The following is a 14,778-nucleotide window of genomic DNA, read 5'->3' as shown; positions in this document are numbered from 1 at the left end:
GTATTCAAACAGGATCAGTGTCTGCCGCATCACAGCCAACCATCTCCTTCCAGCCTTCATCAACATGATGACATCAGGATAATGCCCTCGACGAATATTGTTGGATAATGCCCCATCACCTCCTGCAGATATTGATGTGCGAAACATATTCAGCTCAACTGCTTAAAACAGCGTAAAGAGGTGAATGGCAGACGGCAAGAACGTGTTGATATGCTCGAAACATAATATCAACAACAGGAAAAATTCATGACGAACTCTTCGAAGCCTGGCATCTCTCTATGGAGCCAGACAGCAATCGAAAGAACGGAATATCCTGCGCTGCATGATCATCATCAAGCGGATGTCACCATTATCGGTGCCGGCTTCACGGGGCTACGAGCCGGGTTTGAACTTGTCAGCCAAGGCACCAATGTCATGATTCTGGACAGCCAGGAGCCCGGCTTTGGAGCATCAGGAAGAACGGGCGGCCAAGTCAATCCAATGGCACACGAAACACCCGATCAGATGAGAAGCAAGCTCGGTGATGTCTTCGGCACACGCTTGTCACAGGCCTATATCAACTCCGCTGACGAACTCTTTTCAGTCATCAAGAGCAATAACCTTGACTGTGAGCCTGTTCAAAAAGGATGGATAAGAGCAGCGCACTGCCGAAAGGCAGAGAAAAGCCTGCACTCCATGCAGCAGGGGTGGGCACGTGAAGGCCTGGATATCGAGATGATTGATACAGAAGAACTCCTTCGCCTATCAGGTTCCAACTCCTATCGGATTGGAACTTTGACAAAGTCGGCTGGCTGTATTCATCCGCTATCCTATTGCCGTAGCATGGCCAAGAAAATATCTTCCATGGGTGGCAAAATTCATGGAAACACACGAGTCACAAGCGTCGTGCCTGAAGGAAATAAATGGCGTGTCAACTTCCATGATGGCAGCGTTCTCAGTGATTGGGTACTCTTCTGCACCAATGGCTATACGGATAATGTACTAGCAGGATTGAACAAGACATTCATTCCCCTTGTCAGCTTGCAAGCAGCAACCAAACCACTTTCAAATGAACAATATAAGAAGATATTGCCCGAAGGCCATACGATCGCTGATACGCGACGTGTCATTTACTACTCACGACGAGACAATCGCAACCGTATCCTTCTCGGCAGTCTCGGGAGGACTCCGGAGTGCTCTCTAGCTTCCGACAAGCGACGATTGATTACTGCATTCAAGACTGTCTACCCCAGTATTTCAGAAAATGACATTGAATACTTCTGGGGAGGGCGTGTTGCCTTTACTCCTGACCTGCTGCCTCACCTTCATGAGCCAGCCCCAGGAATTCTTGCAGGACTTGGATTCAATGGTCGTGGCGTCGCAATGGGCAGTACGATGGGTAGAGTCATGGCACAAAGAGTGCTGGGGAAAGCCTCAAAAGATTTGGACATTCCCACAACTGATCTTCCGCGGTACCGCTTCTCCGATGCGAAGTCACTCGCCATCGGGCTAGTAATACCCTACCTAGAAACACGTGACCGTTGGGATATCAAGATATCTGGCGTTGCCTAAAGGGATCATGACATGAGAAAAATACACAACTATATCAATTCAAGCTTCACTGACTACCGTGAAAAAAATTCACTGAAGAATATTGACCCCAACACACAAGACATCATCAGTGTCTTTCACAATAGCAACGAGCATGATGTCAGAATGGCCATCATGGCAGCTCAGGATGCACAACCTGAGTGGGCTCGCCTGAAAACGACAAAGCGTGCTGAATACCTCCTCCTCATAGCTGAAGAAGTGATGCGTCAACAGGAAGTTATCGCTCTCCAGCTTGTCAAGGAACAAGGCAAGACACTTCCCCAGGCTAATGCTGAAGTCGCAGGTGCTGCACAATACTTGCTCTACGTTGCTGGGTGGGCACGCCGCATCGAAGGTGAAGTTCTGGAAAGCGACAGAGAAGGTGAAACACTTTACCTTAGCAGAAAGCCGATCGGGGTCGTAGGTGCCATTCTGCCCTGGAACTTCCCTTTCTTCATGATAGTGCGTAAATTTGCCCCTGCTCTTCTTTCGGGCAATACCCTAATCATAAAGCCAAGTGAAGAAACACCTGACTGTTGCGATATATTTGCACATATATTGCACAAGATCGGAATTCCTCCGGGTGTCTGCAATATTATCTATGGCGATGGCCTTGCAGGCGACCACCTTTGCAAGCAACCTGAAGTCGGCATGATCAGTTTTACAGGTAGTGTTGAAACAGGAAAGAAGATCATGGCCTCATGTTCTCAGACCATAACAAAGGTCAACCTTGAGCTAGGAGGAAAAGCTCCCGCCATTGTTTCAAGAAAAGCAGATATTGATCTTGCAGTGCAAGCCATAAAAGATTCCAAAATCATAAATGCAGGCCAGACTTGTATCTGCGTAGAACGAGTATATGTAGAACGAGCCATTGCAGATGAGTTTCTGGGTAAATTGACCCAGGCCTTCAAAGAGACGACCTTTGGCGATTCCATCGAAGATCAGATGGTAGAAATGGGGCCGTTGATCAACTTCAATGCGCTCGAAAAGATAGAGAAAATGGTAAATGACTCCATCGCAGATGGCGCACAACTACTATGTGGTGGATCACGTTCAGTGAAGACGAATGGCGCTCATTACCAACCAACTCTGCTCGTCGTAGAAGATAATTCCATGGCAATCATGCAAGAAGAGATATTCGGACCAGTACTTCCTGTCATGATCGTGGATGATATATTGCAAGCAGTTCACCTGGCCAATGACTCAAGATATGGCTTGTCCTCTTCAGTCTACTCTGATGACATCAATGAAATAGGATATGCATGTGAGAATCTTGCGTTTGGTGAGGTATATGTCAATCGTGAGAACATCGAGACCATGCAAGGATATCATGCAGGGCGCCGGCAATCAGGGATAGGAGGAACAGATGGTAAACACGGTTTGTACGACTATATGGAGACACAAGTGACATATTGGCAATCTCGCCATCGTAGCACCCTTCAGGAAAATTGATTCTCGAACCAATATAATTACAAAAGGTGAAACAATGAAACTCAAGAAAATCGCATCAATAGTGACAGCTGCATTGATGATCCCCTCAGCATTCTCTTGCGTACAAGCTGATGAAACATTCAAGATCGCATTGGGTGGACCAGAAAGCGGTTCTCAGTATTTCATGGCATCCCAGTTCTCAGAAGAGCTTGAATCACTCACGAATGGGAAGTACTCGACTGATCTCTTCGTCAATAGTCAACTTGGAACAGAACAAAGTACCGTGAATGACGCCGCGATGGGGTTGCTCGACTTCTCTGTTGTCGCAATCAACAATATCACTCCCTTTTCCCCGACCTCTGGACTATTCACGCTTCCTTACATCTTCAACAATGAAGATGATGTCATGAAGGTCCTGAAGAGTGATGCAGCTCAGTCTGTCGTTGACAATACAGTGCGTGATGCAGGCGTTAGAATCGTCGGATGGAGTCTATCTGGCTTCCGGTATCTGACCAACTCAAAACGAGAAATCAAGACACTTGATGACCTCCAGGGATTGGTTATTCGTGTTCCCAAGAATGAAATCATGATCGATACTTACCGTGCCTGGGGGATCAACCCAACTCCCATGGCATGGTCTGAAGTCTTTACTGCTCTGCAACAAAAAGTAGTGGATGGACAAGACCTCTCGGTTATTGACATTGAAAAATCCAAGTTTTACGAAGTGCAGAATTATTTATCTCGGCTGCACTACAACTTCCTTCTGGAACCTTTGATCATGTCTGAGTCGATTTTCCAATCTCAGCCCAAAGAGGTCCAATCTGCCATTCTCAAAGCAGGGAAACTCGCAACAGAAGAGAGCTTCAAGTTCCTTCAGCGCGAAGAGGAATCCGCTATTGAGTCATTGAAGACACAGGGCATGAAGATCACATCTCTTGATGAATCAGAATGGAGAGAAAAGGTAGTCAAGAATGTCTGGCCAAATTACTATGAAACCATCGGGCTTGACAATATCAATAAAGCATTGACCACGCTAGGGCGTGAACCAATTCAGGAATAGATCAGAAAGGGAGGGCTTGAACCATCAGCCCTCCCTACTGTGCTCTTCATGAATACACGAAGGAAGATAGAGAGTGCACCATGAGGTCTATAATTTTGCTGGATGCAACAGCATATCCGATGGTGATATTGTATTCTTGATCGCTTCACGAATGGAGAGAGGAATATCATCCTCCTCATGATGTACCAGGCGACATTTACGCATTGCTTCCCTGACATTGATATTCTTGCCGAGAAACTCAAAGATCACCCGCGCAGCCACGGGATAATGGTTACTACATGCAGAAGCGTATAATTGTAGACCAGGTATATAATGTTCAGAAGGTCGATTATTGGGCGCCAGAATGGTTTCTGACACTGTCGCATTCAGAAAGGGTTCTGTCTCTACAATGAAAATTCTATTGGCCATCATAATGACGACTCCATCGTATTTGACAGAAGAGCCACCGCCGAGTGAAACATCCGTCTTGCGCACGCGCTCTATGTGCTTGAGATACGTGACTCCATCTTCTTGGTAAATATGATTGAACGACCGATAGATATGCCCCGGGTAGCCATGCGAGATGAAGTATCGGTAATAATACCCTACAAATCTCTGCAATGATTCACCATGGTTGGTGATGACGGGATGCAGGCGTTTTACAAGTTTTGCAGTCGCATCTTCGGAATCATCTGCCTTGACAGGAGATATCTTCTTGCAAAAGTCATGATTATCGATAGTGATCTCTTCACTTTCCACACCAAAGAAGTCACATATTTTCTTCATGTTGGAAAAAGAGGGTAAGCATTCACCATGCAGATAGCGATTGAACTGTTGCCGATTGATTCCGATCTTTCTGCAGACCTCGGACGCAGAGGAATAAAAATGACAAAGATGCTGCAAGTTAGCTGAGAAATTCTGCTTTACCTGTCGAGTGCTCATTTTGATTCTCGTTGTCTTGTTATAAATAGCTATTCGATAACGTTATTCGAAGATCATTGATCACTCTACTGAAGATATCTTCGATTCTTATTTTCAACCCCAGAGGACTCATATGAATTCCATCCCCAGATTCATTCCATTTTCCAGCACCGATGTCGCTCCTTTTCAAAAGGATATCTCATCGTGCGCCACAGCCGGAAATCCACAGCAGAACGTCTGGCTATACTGCAACAATACAGCAGCAGGCGCACGATTCGGAACCTGGGACTGTCAGGCAGGCAGCCACCTTGCAACGATGGATGGTATAATCGAGTTCTGCTACATAATAGAAGGATCAGCTCAGGTGAAAAACCTTGGCACTGGAGAGACCCACTTTGTCACTACCGGCGATGCCTTTGTCATGGAGCCAGGTTTGAAAACTGAATGGTCAGTCGAAAACTACGTAAAGAAATATTTCGTCATCACCGATGCCAACATGCAAGACCAATAAACTCTGAGATGAGCGCCATCAGCATTTGTGCCAGCTCTCATCTTTAGCACGAAGTCCATTTCCGCATCAATGCCTCACGTCGTAATGCTCCTCAAGCAAAAAAGCTCAAAACAACGTGAGGCATGCATGACACCATACAGATACACAAACGGCCACCCATGAGGTGGCCGTTTGTGTATCTGTCATCACGCGACGCCGTTATACCAAACGCTGGATCGCCAGCCGCTAGGTCGCCAACCGTTGGATCGCCATTTCAAGGCCACGGATTTCCGCCAGCCCTTTCATGCGGCCATAGAGGGGATAGCCGGGGCGGGTGTCGCGGCGTGCATCATCCAGAATGTGGTGGCCATGGTCCGGGCGCATCGGCAAGGGCGCGCCACCAGACACCAGGCGACGGCGCTCCTCCGCCACCAGCACGCTGATGATGTCCACCATGTCCAGGTCGCCCTCGAGATGTTCAGCCTCATGGAAGGAGCGCTTGTCCTCGCTATCACGCCCAGTGGCCCGCAGATGGGCAAAGTGGATATGAGGGGCGAAGCGCCGCGCCATGATGCACAGGTCGATCTCCGGATTGGCCCCGTAGGAGCCGGTGCAGAACGTCAGGCCATTGGCGGGGCTGGGCACGACACCCAGCAGCCAATCGGCATCCACCATGCTCGAGACCACGCGCGGCAGGCCAAACATCGGCCGCGGCGGATCATCAGGGTGAATGGCCAGTCGAATGCCGACCTCTTCCGCCACCGGCACGATGGCCTTGAGGAAGGTGGCCAGGTGCTGGCGCAGTCGCGCGGCATCGATACCATCATAGGCCGCAAGCGCCGCTCGGAACTGGGCCAGCGTGTAGCCTTCTTCCGCCCCCGGCAGCCCCGCGATGATGGTGCGGATCAACTTCTCACGCCCGGCATCATCGAGCGACGCCAGATGCCTGAGCGCGGCCTGCTGCTCTTCGCTGCTGTACTCGTGCTCAGCGCCGGGGCGCTCCAGTAGATAGAGATCAAAGGCCGCGAAGGCATCCTGATCAAAACGCAACGCCGTGCCGCCCTCCGGCAGCTGCCAGGCGAGGTCGGTGCGCGTCCAGTCCAGCACCGGCATGAAGTTGTAGCACACGGTGCCGATCCCGCATTCCGCCAGGTGGCGCAGCGACTGCTGATAGTTGGCGATATGGCGATCACTGCCGGGCGCGGCCTGCTTGATGCTCTCATGCACCGGAATGCTCTCGACCACCGACCACCTGAGCCCAGCCGCCTCGATCTGCGCCTTGCGCTCACGAATGGCCTCCAGCGGCCAGACCTCGCCGTTGGGAATCTCATGCAGCGCCGTCACGATACCTGTCGCGCCGGTCTGGCGAATTTCCTCGAGCGTGATGGGGTCCGCGGGACCGAACCAGCGCCATGTCGCTTCCATGTCATCTCCTTGACGGTCAAAGGGGGCAAATGCCACCTGCCGACAAAATATGACAACTTGTATCAGCTGCTGCCATGCGACCTATGTCGCTACCGGCGAGCGGCTCACCGGGCGCACTTCCCTCTGAAGATGGGCTCAACCCTTGATCGCGTCTCGAGATACCAGGCCGACCAGATACCCATCGCGCTCACACCTCACAAAAAACCCCTTGCAATCAGTAGTTTGCTATCATTACCCAATAGCTCACCATCATTCCTCCTTGCGCAATCGCTGCCACACCCCTTTCGTGACATGTCTGTTGGCGGCCACCAAGACGCGCTTTTTGGGTCACGACACTAGACTTATTGCTCATCAAAAGTTGTCAATATTTGTTTGATCAGTCACCCCTTCCCCCCTATAGTGAGTCTCGAAAACACATCAGACGCACGTGTCGACTGATCACTTGGGCCAGGCACGTTGCCGAGAGCCGAGACTCCTTACCTATACTGACGACGGACGCCATATGACTGCCATTACCTCCACAGAGCATCCCAGCTACGCCGAGCTCTCCTCCGTGACCCGCGAGCGTTTGATGCGCGCCTCCACCGCTTCCCTGCACACCCTGCTGTTCAAGCGCGGTCTGCGCAACACCTTCATCCAGAACGTGGTGCAGATGAACAACAGGACCACCCAGATGGTGGGCCAGGCCTTCACGCTGCGTTACATCCCGGCGCGGGAAGACATCGATACCGTCGCCGCCTTCCGCGACCCCAAGCACCCGCAGCGTCTGGCGGTGGAAACCGTCCCGGCCGGTCACGTGATGGTGTCTGACTGCCGCCAGGACGCCTCGGCCGCCAGCGCCGGCAGCATTCTGCTGACACGTCTGGAGTATCGTCAGTGCGCGGGCTTCGTCTCCGATGCCGGCATTCGTGATTCAGGCGCCGCCGCCGAGATGAACTTGCCGATCTTCTGCGCCAAGCCGAGCGCACCGACCAACCTGACCAAGCATCACGCGGTAGAACTGCAGGTGCCGATCGGTTGCGGTGGCGTGCCGGTCTTCCCGGGCGATGTGCTGGTCGGCGATGCCGATGGTGTCATGGTCGTGCCGCTGGAACTGGCCGACGAGATCGCCGAGGAAGCCAGCCAGATGGAAGATTTCGAGGATTACGTGCTGGAAAAGGTACGCAACGGCACGCCGGTGATCGGTCTGTATCCGCCGACCGACGAAGCACGCGCAGAATTCGAACGCTATATGGCCGCCAAGCAGTAATCGGCTCGCCAGCCGCCGTCTTGTCCACGGCGGCCACGGACGACAGGCCACGCCGACCTGTCGTCCGCCATCCCTCCTGCCTCAATGCGCCTCAAGTGACCACAACCATAACAACACTGGAGTCATGCCATGACCCATCTGAATAGCCGTCTCAATAGCCATCTGAATAGCCTTCTCAACAGCCATCAGGCCAACGTGAACGCCAACCCTCACGCCAGCTCTGATGCCAGTCAGCAATCCCGCGCAGACCGCAAGCGCCGCAGTCGTCCGCTGCTGGCCTTGCTCGCCCCGCTGGCCCTGTCCGGCATGGTGGCGGCCTCGCCCTTCGTCAGCACCGGCGTGCAGGCCGACTATCCCGTGCGAGACATTCGCCTGATCGTGCCATGGCCGGCCGGCGGTGGTGCCGACGCTATCAGTCGCAAGATCAGCAACCTCGCCGAGCAGGACCTGCCGAAATCGATCTACGTCGAGAATATCGGCGGCGCCATCACCGCCACCGGCCTGATGCAGCTCAGCAAGGCGCGTCCGGACGGCCATACCGTCGGCGTGATGACCTATGACAGCATCATCACCCTGCCACGCGGCAATCTGGTGCCCGGCTATTCGCTGGACCGGATGATCCCCTTCGCCCGCATTACCAAGGAAGCGGATGCCATCGTGGTCTCCAGGCAGTCCGGTTACGAGAATTATGAGCAACTGATCGAGGCCGCACGCGCAAACCCCGGCACCGTGAGGATCGGTGTCGCTCCTAAAGGCTCGGGCCCCTATCTGGCGGTGCGCCGCCTGGAAGCGGCAGCGGGCGTAGAGTTCAATGTCATCAGCTATCCTGGCTCTTCCACCGCCGAAGCCGAGGCCCTGCTCTCCGGTGAGATCGACGGCGCCATCTCGAGCCTGGGAGACTTCTCCGGCATTCTGGATTCCGGCGACGCCCACGGCCTCGTCGAGTTCTCCTCCGAGCAGAATCCGGCCTACCCGGAAGTGCCGCCGATGAGCGAACTGGGCGGCAATCTCGAGACCGGCAGCTTCATCGTGCTGGCCGTGCCCAAGGGCACCCCGGAGGAAGTGGTCAGCACCCTGGAAAGCGCCTACCACAGCGCCTACGAGACACCAGAATTCCAGAAGTGGATCACGGGAGTCGGCGTCACGCCCAGCTGGCTGGGGGCCGATGAGGTCAACGCCTGGATCGAGGACTACCAACAGAAGACCTTCACTGCCATGGATGAACTCGGCCTGTAGACGCGCTGGCACGCGGCACCTCTGAGTGCCGCTGCCACTTCACATCTACCCGTCCCCCTTCACTCCATCGTCAAGCGGCGCTCGGCCACGGGCGCCGCCAAGGAATTCTGTCATGCCTCCTTCCGCCTCTCCTCCCGCCCGGCGTCACTGGTTGCTCAGCGGGGCGACACCGCTGACACTGGTCATGACCGCCATCAGCGCCCTCTATCTGATCAGTGCCTTCCAGATGTCGCCGCTATTGGACAATGGCCGCCTGACGGCCTCCTTCTTCCCTGCTCTGATCGGCAGCATCGCGCTCGTGCTCTGCGTGGCGCAGCTGGTGAGCCAACAACGGGCGAGCCGCGACTCCCGCAGCAACGAGTCCGCCAGCACTGAGACCGCCAACGATGACGCCTCCAGCGCGGACGGCGACGCAAGCTCGCCGCTCTTCTCGCCGGCGCTGCGCCTGATGCTGGTGACCGCGCTCTATATCCTGGCGTTCTCGCATCTGGGTTACCTGCTCTCGTCAGCGCTATATATCTTCGCCGTGATGCTGCTGTTCGCGGGGCGTGACAAGTGGGTCAGCAAGGCAGTGATCGCCTGCGCCATCTCCGCACTGGGCTATCTGCTCTTCGAACAACTCTTCAATGTCCACCTGCCGACCTTCGAGCTGTCCGCTCTCGTCGCCACGAGTGGAGGATGACGCACGGAATTCATCGCTCAGGTATTTTCAAGCTTCGCCCTGCTGCTGGACCCGGTCATCCTGTTCTACGTGGTCGCCGGCTTCGTCATCGGCACCATCTTCTCGGCCATTCCGGGCCTGACCGCCACCCTGGCGCTCGCCCTGCTATTGCCGCTGACCTATAGCCTGGACGTGACTACCGCCCTGATGGCGTGTGCCAGCATCTACATGGCCGGCATGTGTGGCGGCAGCATCACCGCCACCACCATCAACATCCCCGGTGCGCCCTCCTCGATGATGACGGCACTGGAAGGCTATCCCATGCAACAGCGTGGCGAAGGTGCCCTGGCACTGGGTCATGCCTCCTTCGGTTCGATGGTCGGCGGTAGCCTCGGCGCATTGCTGTTGATCGTGCTGGCACCGTTTATCGCCGAGGCCTCACTGCTGGTCAAGACCACCGGCAAGTGCGCACTGATCGCCTTCGCGCTGATCGTGATCGTGGTCGCCCAGCGCGGCAACATCCGCAAAGCCGGCATCACCGCCTGCCTGGGCCTGATGCTGGCGACGATCGGGCTGGACGCCATGCAGCCACTGGCGCGCTTCACCTTCGGCATCAGTGAGCTGACTGCCGGGATCGACCTGATGCCGGTCATCATCGGCACCTTCGCCATCAGCGAGCTGCTGATCCAGGTCGGCAATCGCAAGAAGGACGCCGCCATCCGCCAGCAGCTCAAGGCCAGCCAACAGCTCAAGCGTCGTGATTTCATTCCGCCGCTGAGCGCCATTCGCGAGATCGGCATCGGCTGCTATCTGAAGTCGACGCTGATCGGCTACATGGTCGGCACCCTGCCCGGCGCAGGCGGTTCGATGGGCGGCTTCCTCGCCTATGTGGAAACCGTGCGCACCTCGAAGAAGCCCGAGAGCTTCGGCAAGGGCAATCCCCAGGGCATCGCCGCCGCCGAAAGTGCCAACAATGCCGTCTGTGGTGGCGCTCTGGTGCCGATGCTGACCTTCGGGATTCCGGGCGATCCGGTCACAGCCATCGTGCTGGGCGTACTGGTGATCAACGGCATCCAGCCGGGGCCGCAACTGATGGCGTCACAATCCGGACTGATCGCGCCGATGCTGGCCTCGCTGCTGTTCAGCGCCCTGATCCTGATTCCCCTGACGCTCTATCTGATGGGTCCCTACTTCCTGCGCATCGTCACCATCCGCAAGGACGTGCTCTACGGCGCCATCGCATTGCTGGCCGTCGTCGGCAGCTTCGTGGCCACCTACTCCGTGTTCCAGATGATGATGACGCTGGTGCTGGGCATCGTCGCCTACCTGATGCGCAAGCATGATTATCCGGTGATCACGCTGCTGCTCGGCTTCATTCTCGGCCCGAATCTGGAAGAGTTCCTGCGCCGCGCGCTGACGCTCTCCAACGGCAACCCGATGACCTTCCTCACCACCCCGGACAGTCTGTTCTTCGTCGTGCTGACGGTGGTCTTCGTCTACTTCCTCGGTATCCGCAAGCCGGTGCAGCTCAAGCAGACGCCCCCCGAGAAGGCAGGCTCGACGGGCTGAACGCTCCTTCGCGCCTCGCACCTGCGAGGCGCTGAGTGCTCCAGGCAAGAGTCGCCTGAAACGCTAGACGTCGGTGAAAGACAAGACAGCCCGCCATCCATGATGGCGGGCTTTTTATGCGTTATCCGTCATATGATTGTCGAGAACCGCAGAAAGCCAAGCTCAGTTTCGAGAGCTTTCTTCATTGACTTTCTGCCGCTCACCTACCACAGCGCAATCCGCTCGCGCCTGACAGGCTCGTGACGACTCAGGAGAGGCGTCTGACGATAAATTGTGCAAGGATCTTGCAAAGAGTTAGTGAGAACGATTATCATTGCCAGTCGTTAGATATAACTATTCAAGCAAGGGAATCCACGTGCATCTCCGTCTCCATCCGCTTACCGCCGCCGTCCTTTCCGCCAGCGCACTGATTCTCGGCGCCACGAGCCATGCGCTCGCCGGCGACATGTCCACGCTTGTCGTCAGCGAAGACCGTCTTGAACAGAATGTCGTGATCAGCGCCGAAGAGATCGAAGAACGCCAAGCTCGTGACCTGGAAGACCTATTCCGTGCCGAACCGGGGGTCAGTGTCGGTGGCGGCATCGCCATCGGCCAGAAGGTCTATGTTCGTGGACTGGAAGACACCAACCTGAACGTCACCATCGATGGCGCGCGTCAGGGTGGCTATCTCTTCCACCATACCGGCCGACTGACCATTGACCCTGCCCTGCTCAAGCAGGCGGAAGTCGATACCGGCCCTGCGACGGCGGATGATGGCCCGGGGGCGCTTGGCGGCAGCCTGCGCTTCGAGACCAAGGATGCGCAGGATCTGCTCAAGCCCGGTCAGGATATGGGGGCGCGCGTCTCCGTCGGTACCGAGAGCGCGGCGGACGCCACCTCCGGCACCACGGCGTTCTATGGACGTCTGGGGGAAAATCTCGGCCTGATGGGATATGTCAGTGGCCGCAACAGCGATGATTATGAGGTCGGCGGTGGCGGTGAGCAGGCGCAGACCGCAGGCCAGCAGCGCGGCTACCTGCTCAAGATGTCTCTGCTTGACGTCAATGATCAGGACCTGCGCATCAGTGCCGAGCGCACCACCGATCACGGCACCTACTTCACACGCCCTCACATGCCGAGCTTCAGCAGCCAGCAGCCGACCTATCAGGAAATGGAGCGTGAGACCTTTACCGTCAATCACGCCTGGCACCCGGGCAATGACCTGATCGATACGAAGACCACCCTCTATCACACCATCCAGGAACTGGATCGTGTCGAAAGTGGCAGCACCAGCCGCTCCCGCGAATTCGGCGCGGATGTTCGCAACACCTTCCGCCTGAAGACGGGTGATGTGGCGCATGCCCTGACGACCGGCGTGGACTTCTATGATCAGGACACCCGTCGCTCCGATGACGCAGGCAGCTCTGGCCCCAACAACGAAGACACCTCACGCAACCTGGGAGTCTACGCCCAGAACCGCATGACACTGGGCCCGTGGGCTCTGTCCGTTGGCGCGCGCCTGGATGATTACGACAGTGATTACGGCGAGGCGGGTAGCGTCAGTGGCAGCGAGATCTCCCCCAACGCGATTCTGAGTGTCGATGCCACTGACAACCTGACCCTGCATGCCGGTTACGGCGAGGCCATCCGGGGTGCCAAGGCGCGGGAAGTGATCCTGATCGGGGATGAGGTCACCATCGCGGAAGGGCTTGAGCCGGAACGCGCTCGCCAGCGCGAGATCGGTCTCGATTGGCACCAGCAGGATGCGTTGACCCAGGGTGATCGCCTCGGCTTCGCGCTGACCGGCTTTCATACCGATATCGAAAACTACCAGGCCTATGATCGCGGCAGTGATCCGGCGGTGCTCTACAACCTGGATGGCGACGTCGAGAGTCGTGGCTATGAAGCCAGCCTGAACTGGGGAGTCGGTGGCTATGACACCCGCCTGGGCTACGCCAAGGTCGTCATGAAGAACAACGACGGCGACCCGCTGGGTGACGAGATGAACATCGGTGCCTCCACCGGCGACAAGTGGACCTGGGATCACCAGTACCGTCTTGCGCACCACGACATCACGCTGGGCTACACCCTCAATGCGGTGGAGCGCCTGGAGCGCGTGACGCAAGGCGATGAGGAAAAGCCGGGCTACGTGACGCACGACATCCGCGCCCAGTGGACACCGGCCGCCTGGCAGGATCTGACTCTGACGTTGGCGGTCAACAATCTGTTCGACAAGCGCTACAGCGATCACAGCAGCTACCTGCTCAGCAGTGGCGACAGCATGCTGGAGCCAGGTCGTGACATCCGACTGGGTGCCAGCTACCGCTTCTGAGTCCGTCCGCTGTTTGCGGGTCAGTCAGCCAATGCTCGCGATGTGTTGACTGTCAGATTGCCCCACAGGCCTGCCTGTGGGGCTTTTTCGTGTCCGGACCACCCGCCTTGCACCTGACGCGCCGGTGTCAGTCCGCCTGCTCGGTCTCGGCGTCCTGTTGCTTGGCCAGCTTGTGACCATCTTCTGACTGACCGATCTTCCAGTAGCTCGAGACATAGAAGTGGGACTTGGGAATCTCGTAGGCCTGCTTGAGGTGAGCACGTAGCGCACGCATGCTGCCGAATTCACAGGCCGCCCAGACAGAGATCTGACCTTCCAGTCTCGGCAACGAGGCAATCTTCTCCATCAGCGGCTGGCCTTCCGGGTCTGGCTGCGGGTTGATCAGCCAGTGCAGCTCGATTCCCGGCGGGTGCTCAAGCGTCTGGATGTCAGCCGCATCCGGCACTTCAATGATGGCGTGCCCTCGGGCATCCGCCGGCAGTTCGGCCAGATTGACGCTGATCGCCGGCAACGCCGTCATGTCACCCGCCAGCAAGAAGCTGTCGGCCGCCATGTTGATCAACTTCCTGGGCCCCGGGCCGCCGATGGTGATGCTGTCACCCGGCCTGGCACTGGCCGCCCAGACAGACGCCGGGCCTGCCTCTTCATGCAGCACGAAATCGACATCGATCTCGGTCGCGCGCTGATGACGAATGGTATAGGTGCGCATCATCGGTCGCTCACCTTCCCCACGCGCGAAGACCAGCTTGATGTAGGCACTCTCCTGGCCTTCGGGAAGGGAGCCGATATTCTCGCCCCCCAGCGTCACGCGCAACATGTGTTCGGTGACACGCTGGGTACGAATCACCTCGAGGTCTCGCATCGCGGGCTTGGCCAT

General features: G+C 56.2%; 12 protein-coding genes. 9 read left to right on the top strand and 3 right to left on the bottom strand.

Annotated elements, in window-relative coordinates; all coding sequences use genetic code 11:
- Positions 1-246 precede the first annotated feature (246 nt).
- From OW493_RS08620 to OW493_RS08610, 3 genes are read left to right on the top strand one after another with little or no spacing between them, the layout of a single operon-like run.
- On the top strand, positions 247-1,551 hold the full coding sequence (locus OW493_RS08620) for an FAD-binding oxidoreductase (RefSeq protein ID WP_216060848.1): 1,305 nt from the start codon (positions 247-249) through the stop codon (positions 1,549-1,551).
- Between the two features lie 12 nt (positions 1,552-1,563).
- Positions 1,564-3,021 (top strand): aldehyde dehydrogenase, encoded by a 1,458-nt coding sequence (aldA, locus tag OW493_RS08615; protein ID WP_289863864.1) that lies wholly within the window; start codon positions 1,564-1,566, stop codon positions 3,019-3,021.
- Between the two features lie 34 nt (positions 3,022-3,055).
- Positions 3,056-4,060: a TRAP transporter substrate-binding protein gene (locus OW493_RS08610; protein ID WP_289863863.1), complete on the top strand. Its 1,005-nt coding sequence runs from the start codon at positions 3,056-3,058 to the stop codon at positions 4,058-4,060.
- Between the two features lie 87 nt (positions 4,061-4,147).
- Here the strand turns inward: OW493_RS08610 and OW493_RS08605 are convergent, their stop codons facing one another.
- Positions 4,148-4,981, bottom strand: a complete 834-nt coding sequence (locus OW493_RS08605) for a helix-turn-helix transcriptional regulator (RefSeq protein ID WP_216060850.1) — start codon at positions 4,979-4,981, stop codon at positions 4,148-4,150.
- A gap of 112 nt (positions 4,982-5,093) precedes the next feature.
- Here OW493_RS08605 and OW493_RS08600 point away from each other — a divergent pair, with 112 nt between their 5' ends.
- On the top strand, positions 5,094-5,471 hold the full coding sequence (locus tag OW493_RS08600) for a cupin domain-containing protein (RefSeq protein WP_216060851.1): 378 nt from the start codon (positions 5,094-5,096) through the stop codon (positions 5,469-5,471).
- A gap of 225 nt (positions 5,472-5,696) precedes the next feature.
- On the opposite strand, the gene uxuA is transcribed toward OW493_RS08600, so the two are convergent.
- Complete coding sequence (uxuA, locus tag OW493_RS08595; protein WP_289863862.1) at positions 5,697-6,875, bottom strand: mannonate dehydratase; 1,179 nt, start codon at positions 6,873-6,875, stop codon at positions 5,697-5,699.
- A gap of 502 nt (positions 6,876-7,377) precedes the next feature.
- Here uxuA and OW493_RS08590 point away from each other — a divergent pair.
- From OW493_RS08590 to OW493_RS08570, 5 genes are all read left to right on the top strand, one after another.
- Positions 7,378-8,124 (top strand): ribonuclease activity regulator RraA, encoded by a 747-nt coding sequence (locus OW493_RS08590; protein ID WP_052384648.1) that lies wholly within the window; start codon positions 7,378-7,380, stop codon positions 8,122-8,124.
- A gap of 129 nt (positions 8,125-8,253) precedes the next feature.
- Complete coding sequence (locus OW493_RS08585) at positions 8,254-9,360, top strand: tripartite tricarboxylate transporter substrate binding protein (protein ID WP_289863861.1); 1,107 nt, start codon at positions 8,254-8,256, stop codon at positions 9,358-9,360.
- A 112-nt stretch (positions 9,361-9,472) separates the two neighbouring features.
- The gene (locus tag OW493_RS08580) at positions 9,473-10,042 is read left to right on the top strand and encodes a tripartite tricarboxylate transporter TctB family protein (RefSeq protein WP_289863859.1); all 570 of its coding nucleotides are present in this window, start codon (positions 9,473-9,475) and stop codon (positions 10,040-10,042) included.
- A gap of 69 nt (positions 10,043-10,111) precedes the next feature.
- Entirely contained in the window at positions 10,112-11,590 is a 1,479-nt protein-coding gene (locus OW493_RS08575; protein ID WP_289863857.1) for a tripartite tricarboxylate transporter permease, read from the top strand.
- A 355-nt stretch (positions 11,591-11,945) separates the two neighbouring features.
- A complete protein-coding gene (locus OW493_RS08570) occupies positions 11,946-13,901 on the top strand; it encodes a TonB-dependent receptor (protein ID WP_289863856.1) in 1,956 nt (651 codons plus the stop codon).
- 127 nt (positions 13,902-14,028) lie between these two features.
- On the opposite strand, the gene OW493_RS08565 is transcribed toward OW493_RS08570, so the two are convergent.
- On the bottom strand, positions 14,029-14,778 hold the full coding sequence (locus OW493_RS08565) for a siderophore-interacting protein (RefSeq protein WP_289863854.1): 750 nt from the start codon (positions 14,776-14,778) through the stop codon (positions 14,029-14,031).

The sequence above is a fragment of the Cobetia sp. 14N.309.X.WAT.E.A4 genome (assembly GCF_030397495.1).
Classification (GTDB): Bacteria; Pseudomonadota; Gammaproteobacteria; order Pseudomonadales; family Halomonadaceae; genus Cobetia; species Cobetia marina.
The sequence above is the reverse complement of the archived record's forward strand: the minus strand, read 5'-3'. Positions and strand labels throughout refer to the sequence as shown.

Excerpts from the sequence above, each read along its gene's own strand:
- OW493_RS08620 (WP_216060848.1), top strand. The coding sequence starts at position 247 with ATGACGAACTCTTCGAAGCCTGGCATCTCTCTATGGAGCCAGACAGCA.
- aldA (WP_289863864.1), top strand. The coding sequence starts at position 1,564 with ATGAGAAAAATACACAACTATATCAATTCAAGCTTCACTGACTACCGT.
- OW493_RS08610 (WP_289863863.1), top strand. The coding sequence starts at position 3,056 with ATGAAACTCAAGAAAATCGCATCAATAGTGACAGCTGCATTGATGATC.
- OW493_RS08605 (WP_216060850.1), bottom strand. The coding sequence starts at position 4,981 with ATGAGCACTCGACAGGTAAAGCAGAATTTCTCAGCTAACTTGCAGCAT.
- OW493_RS08600 (WP_216060851.1), top strand. The coding sequence starts at position 5,094 with ATGAATTCCATCCCCAGATTCATTCCATTTTCCAGCACCGATGTCGCT.
- uxuA (WP_289863862.1), bottom strand. The coding sequence starts at position 6,875 with ATGGAAGCGACATGGCGCTGGTTCGGTCCCGCGGACCCCATCACGCTC.
- OW493_RS08590 (WP_052384648.1), top strand. The coding sequence starts at position 7,378 with ATGACTGCCATTACCTCCACAGAGCATCCCAGCTACGCCGAGCTCTCC.
- OW493_RS08585 (WP_289863861.1), top strand. The coding sequence starts at position 8,254 with ATGACCCATCTGAATAGCCGTCTCAATAGCCATCTGAATAGCCTTCTC.
- OW493_RS08580 (WP_289863859.1), top strand. The coding sequence starts at position 9,473 with ATGCCTCCTTCCGCCTCTCCTCCCGCCCGGCGTCACTGGTTGCTCAGC.
- OW493_RS08565 (WP_289863854.1), bottom strand. The coding sequence starts at position 14,778 with ATGGCCAAGCCCGCGATGCGAGACCTCGAGGTGATTCGTACCCAGCGT.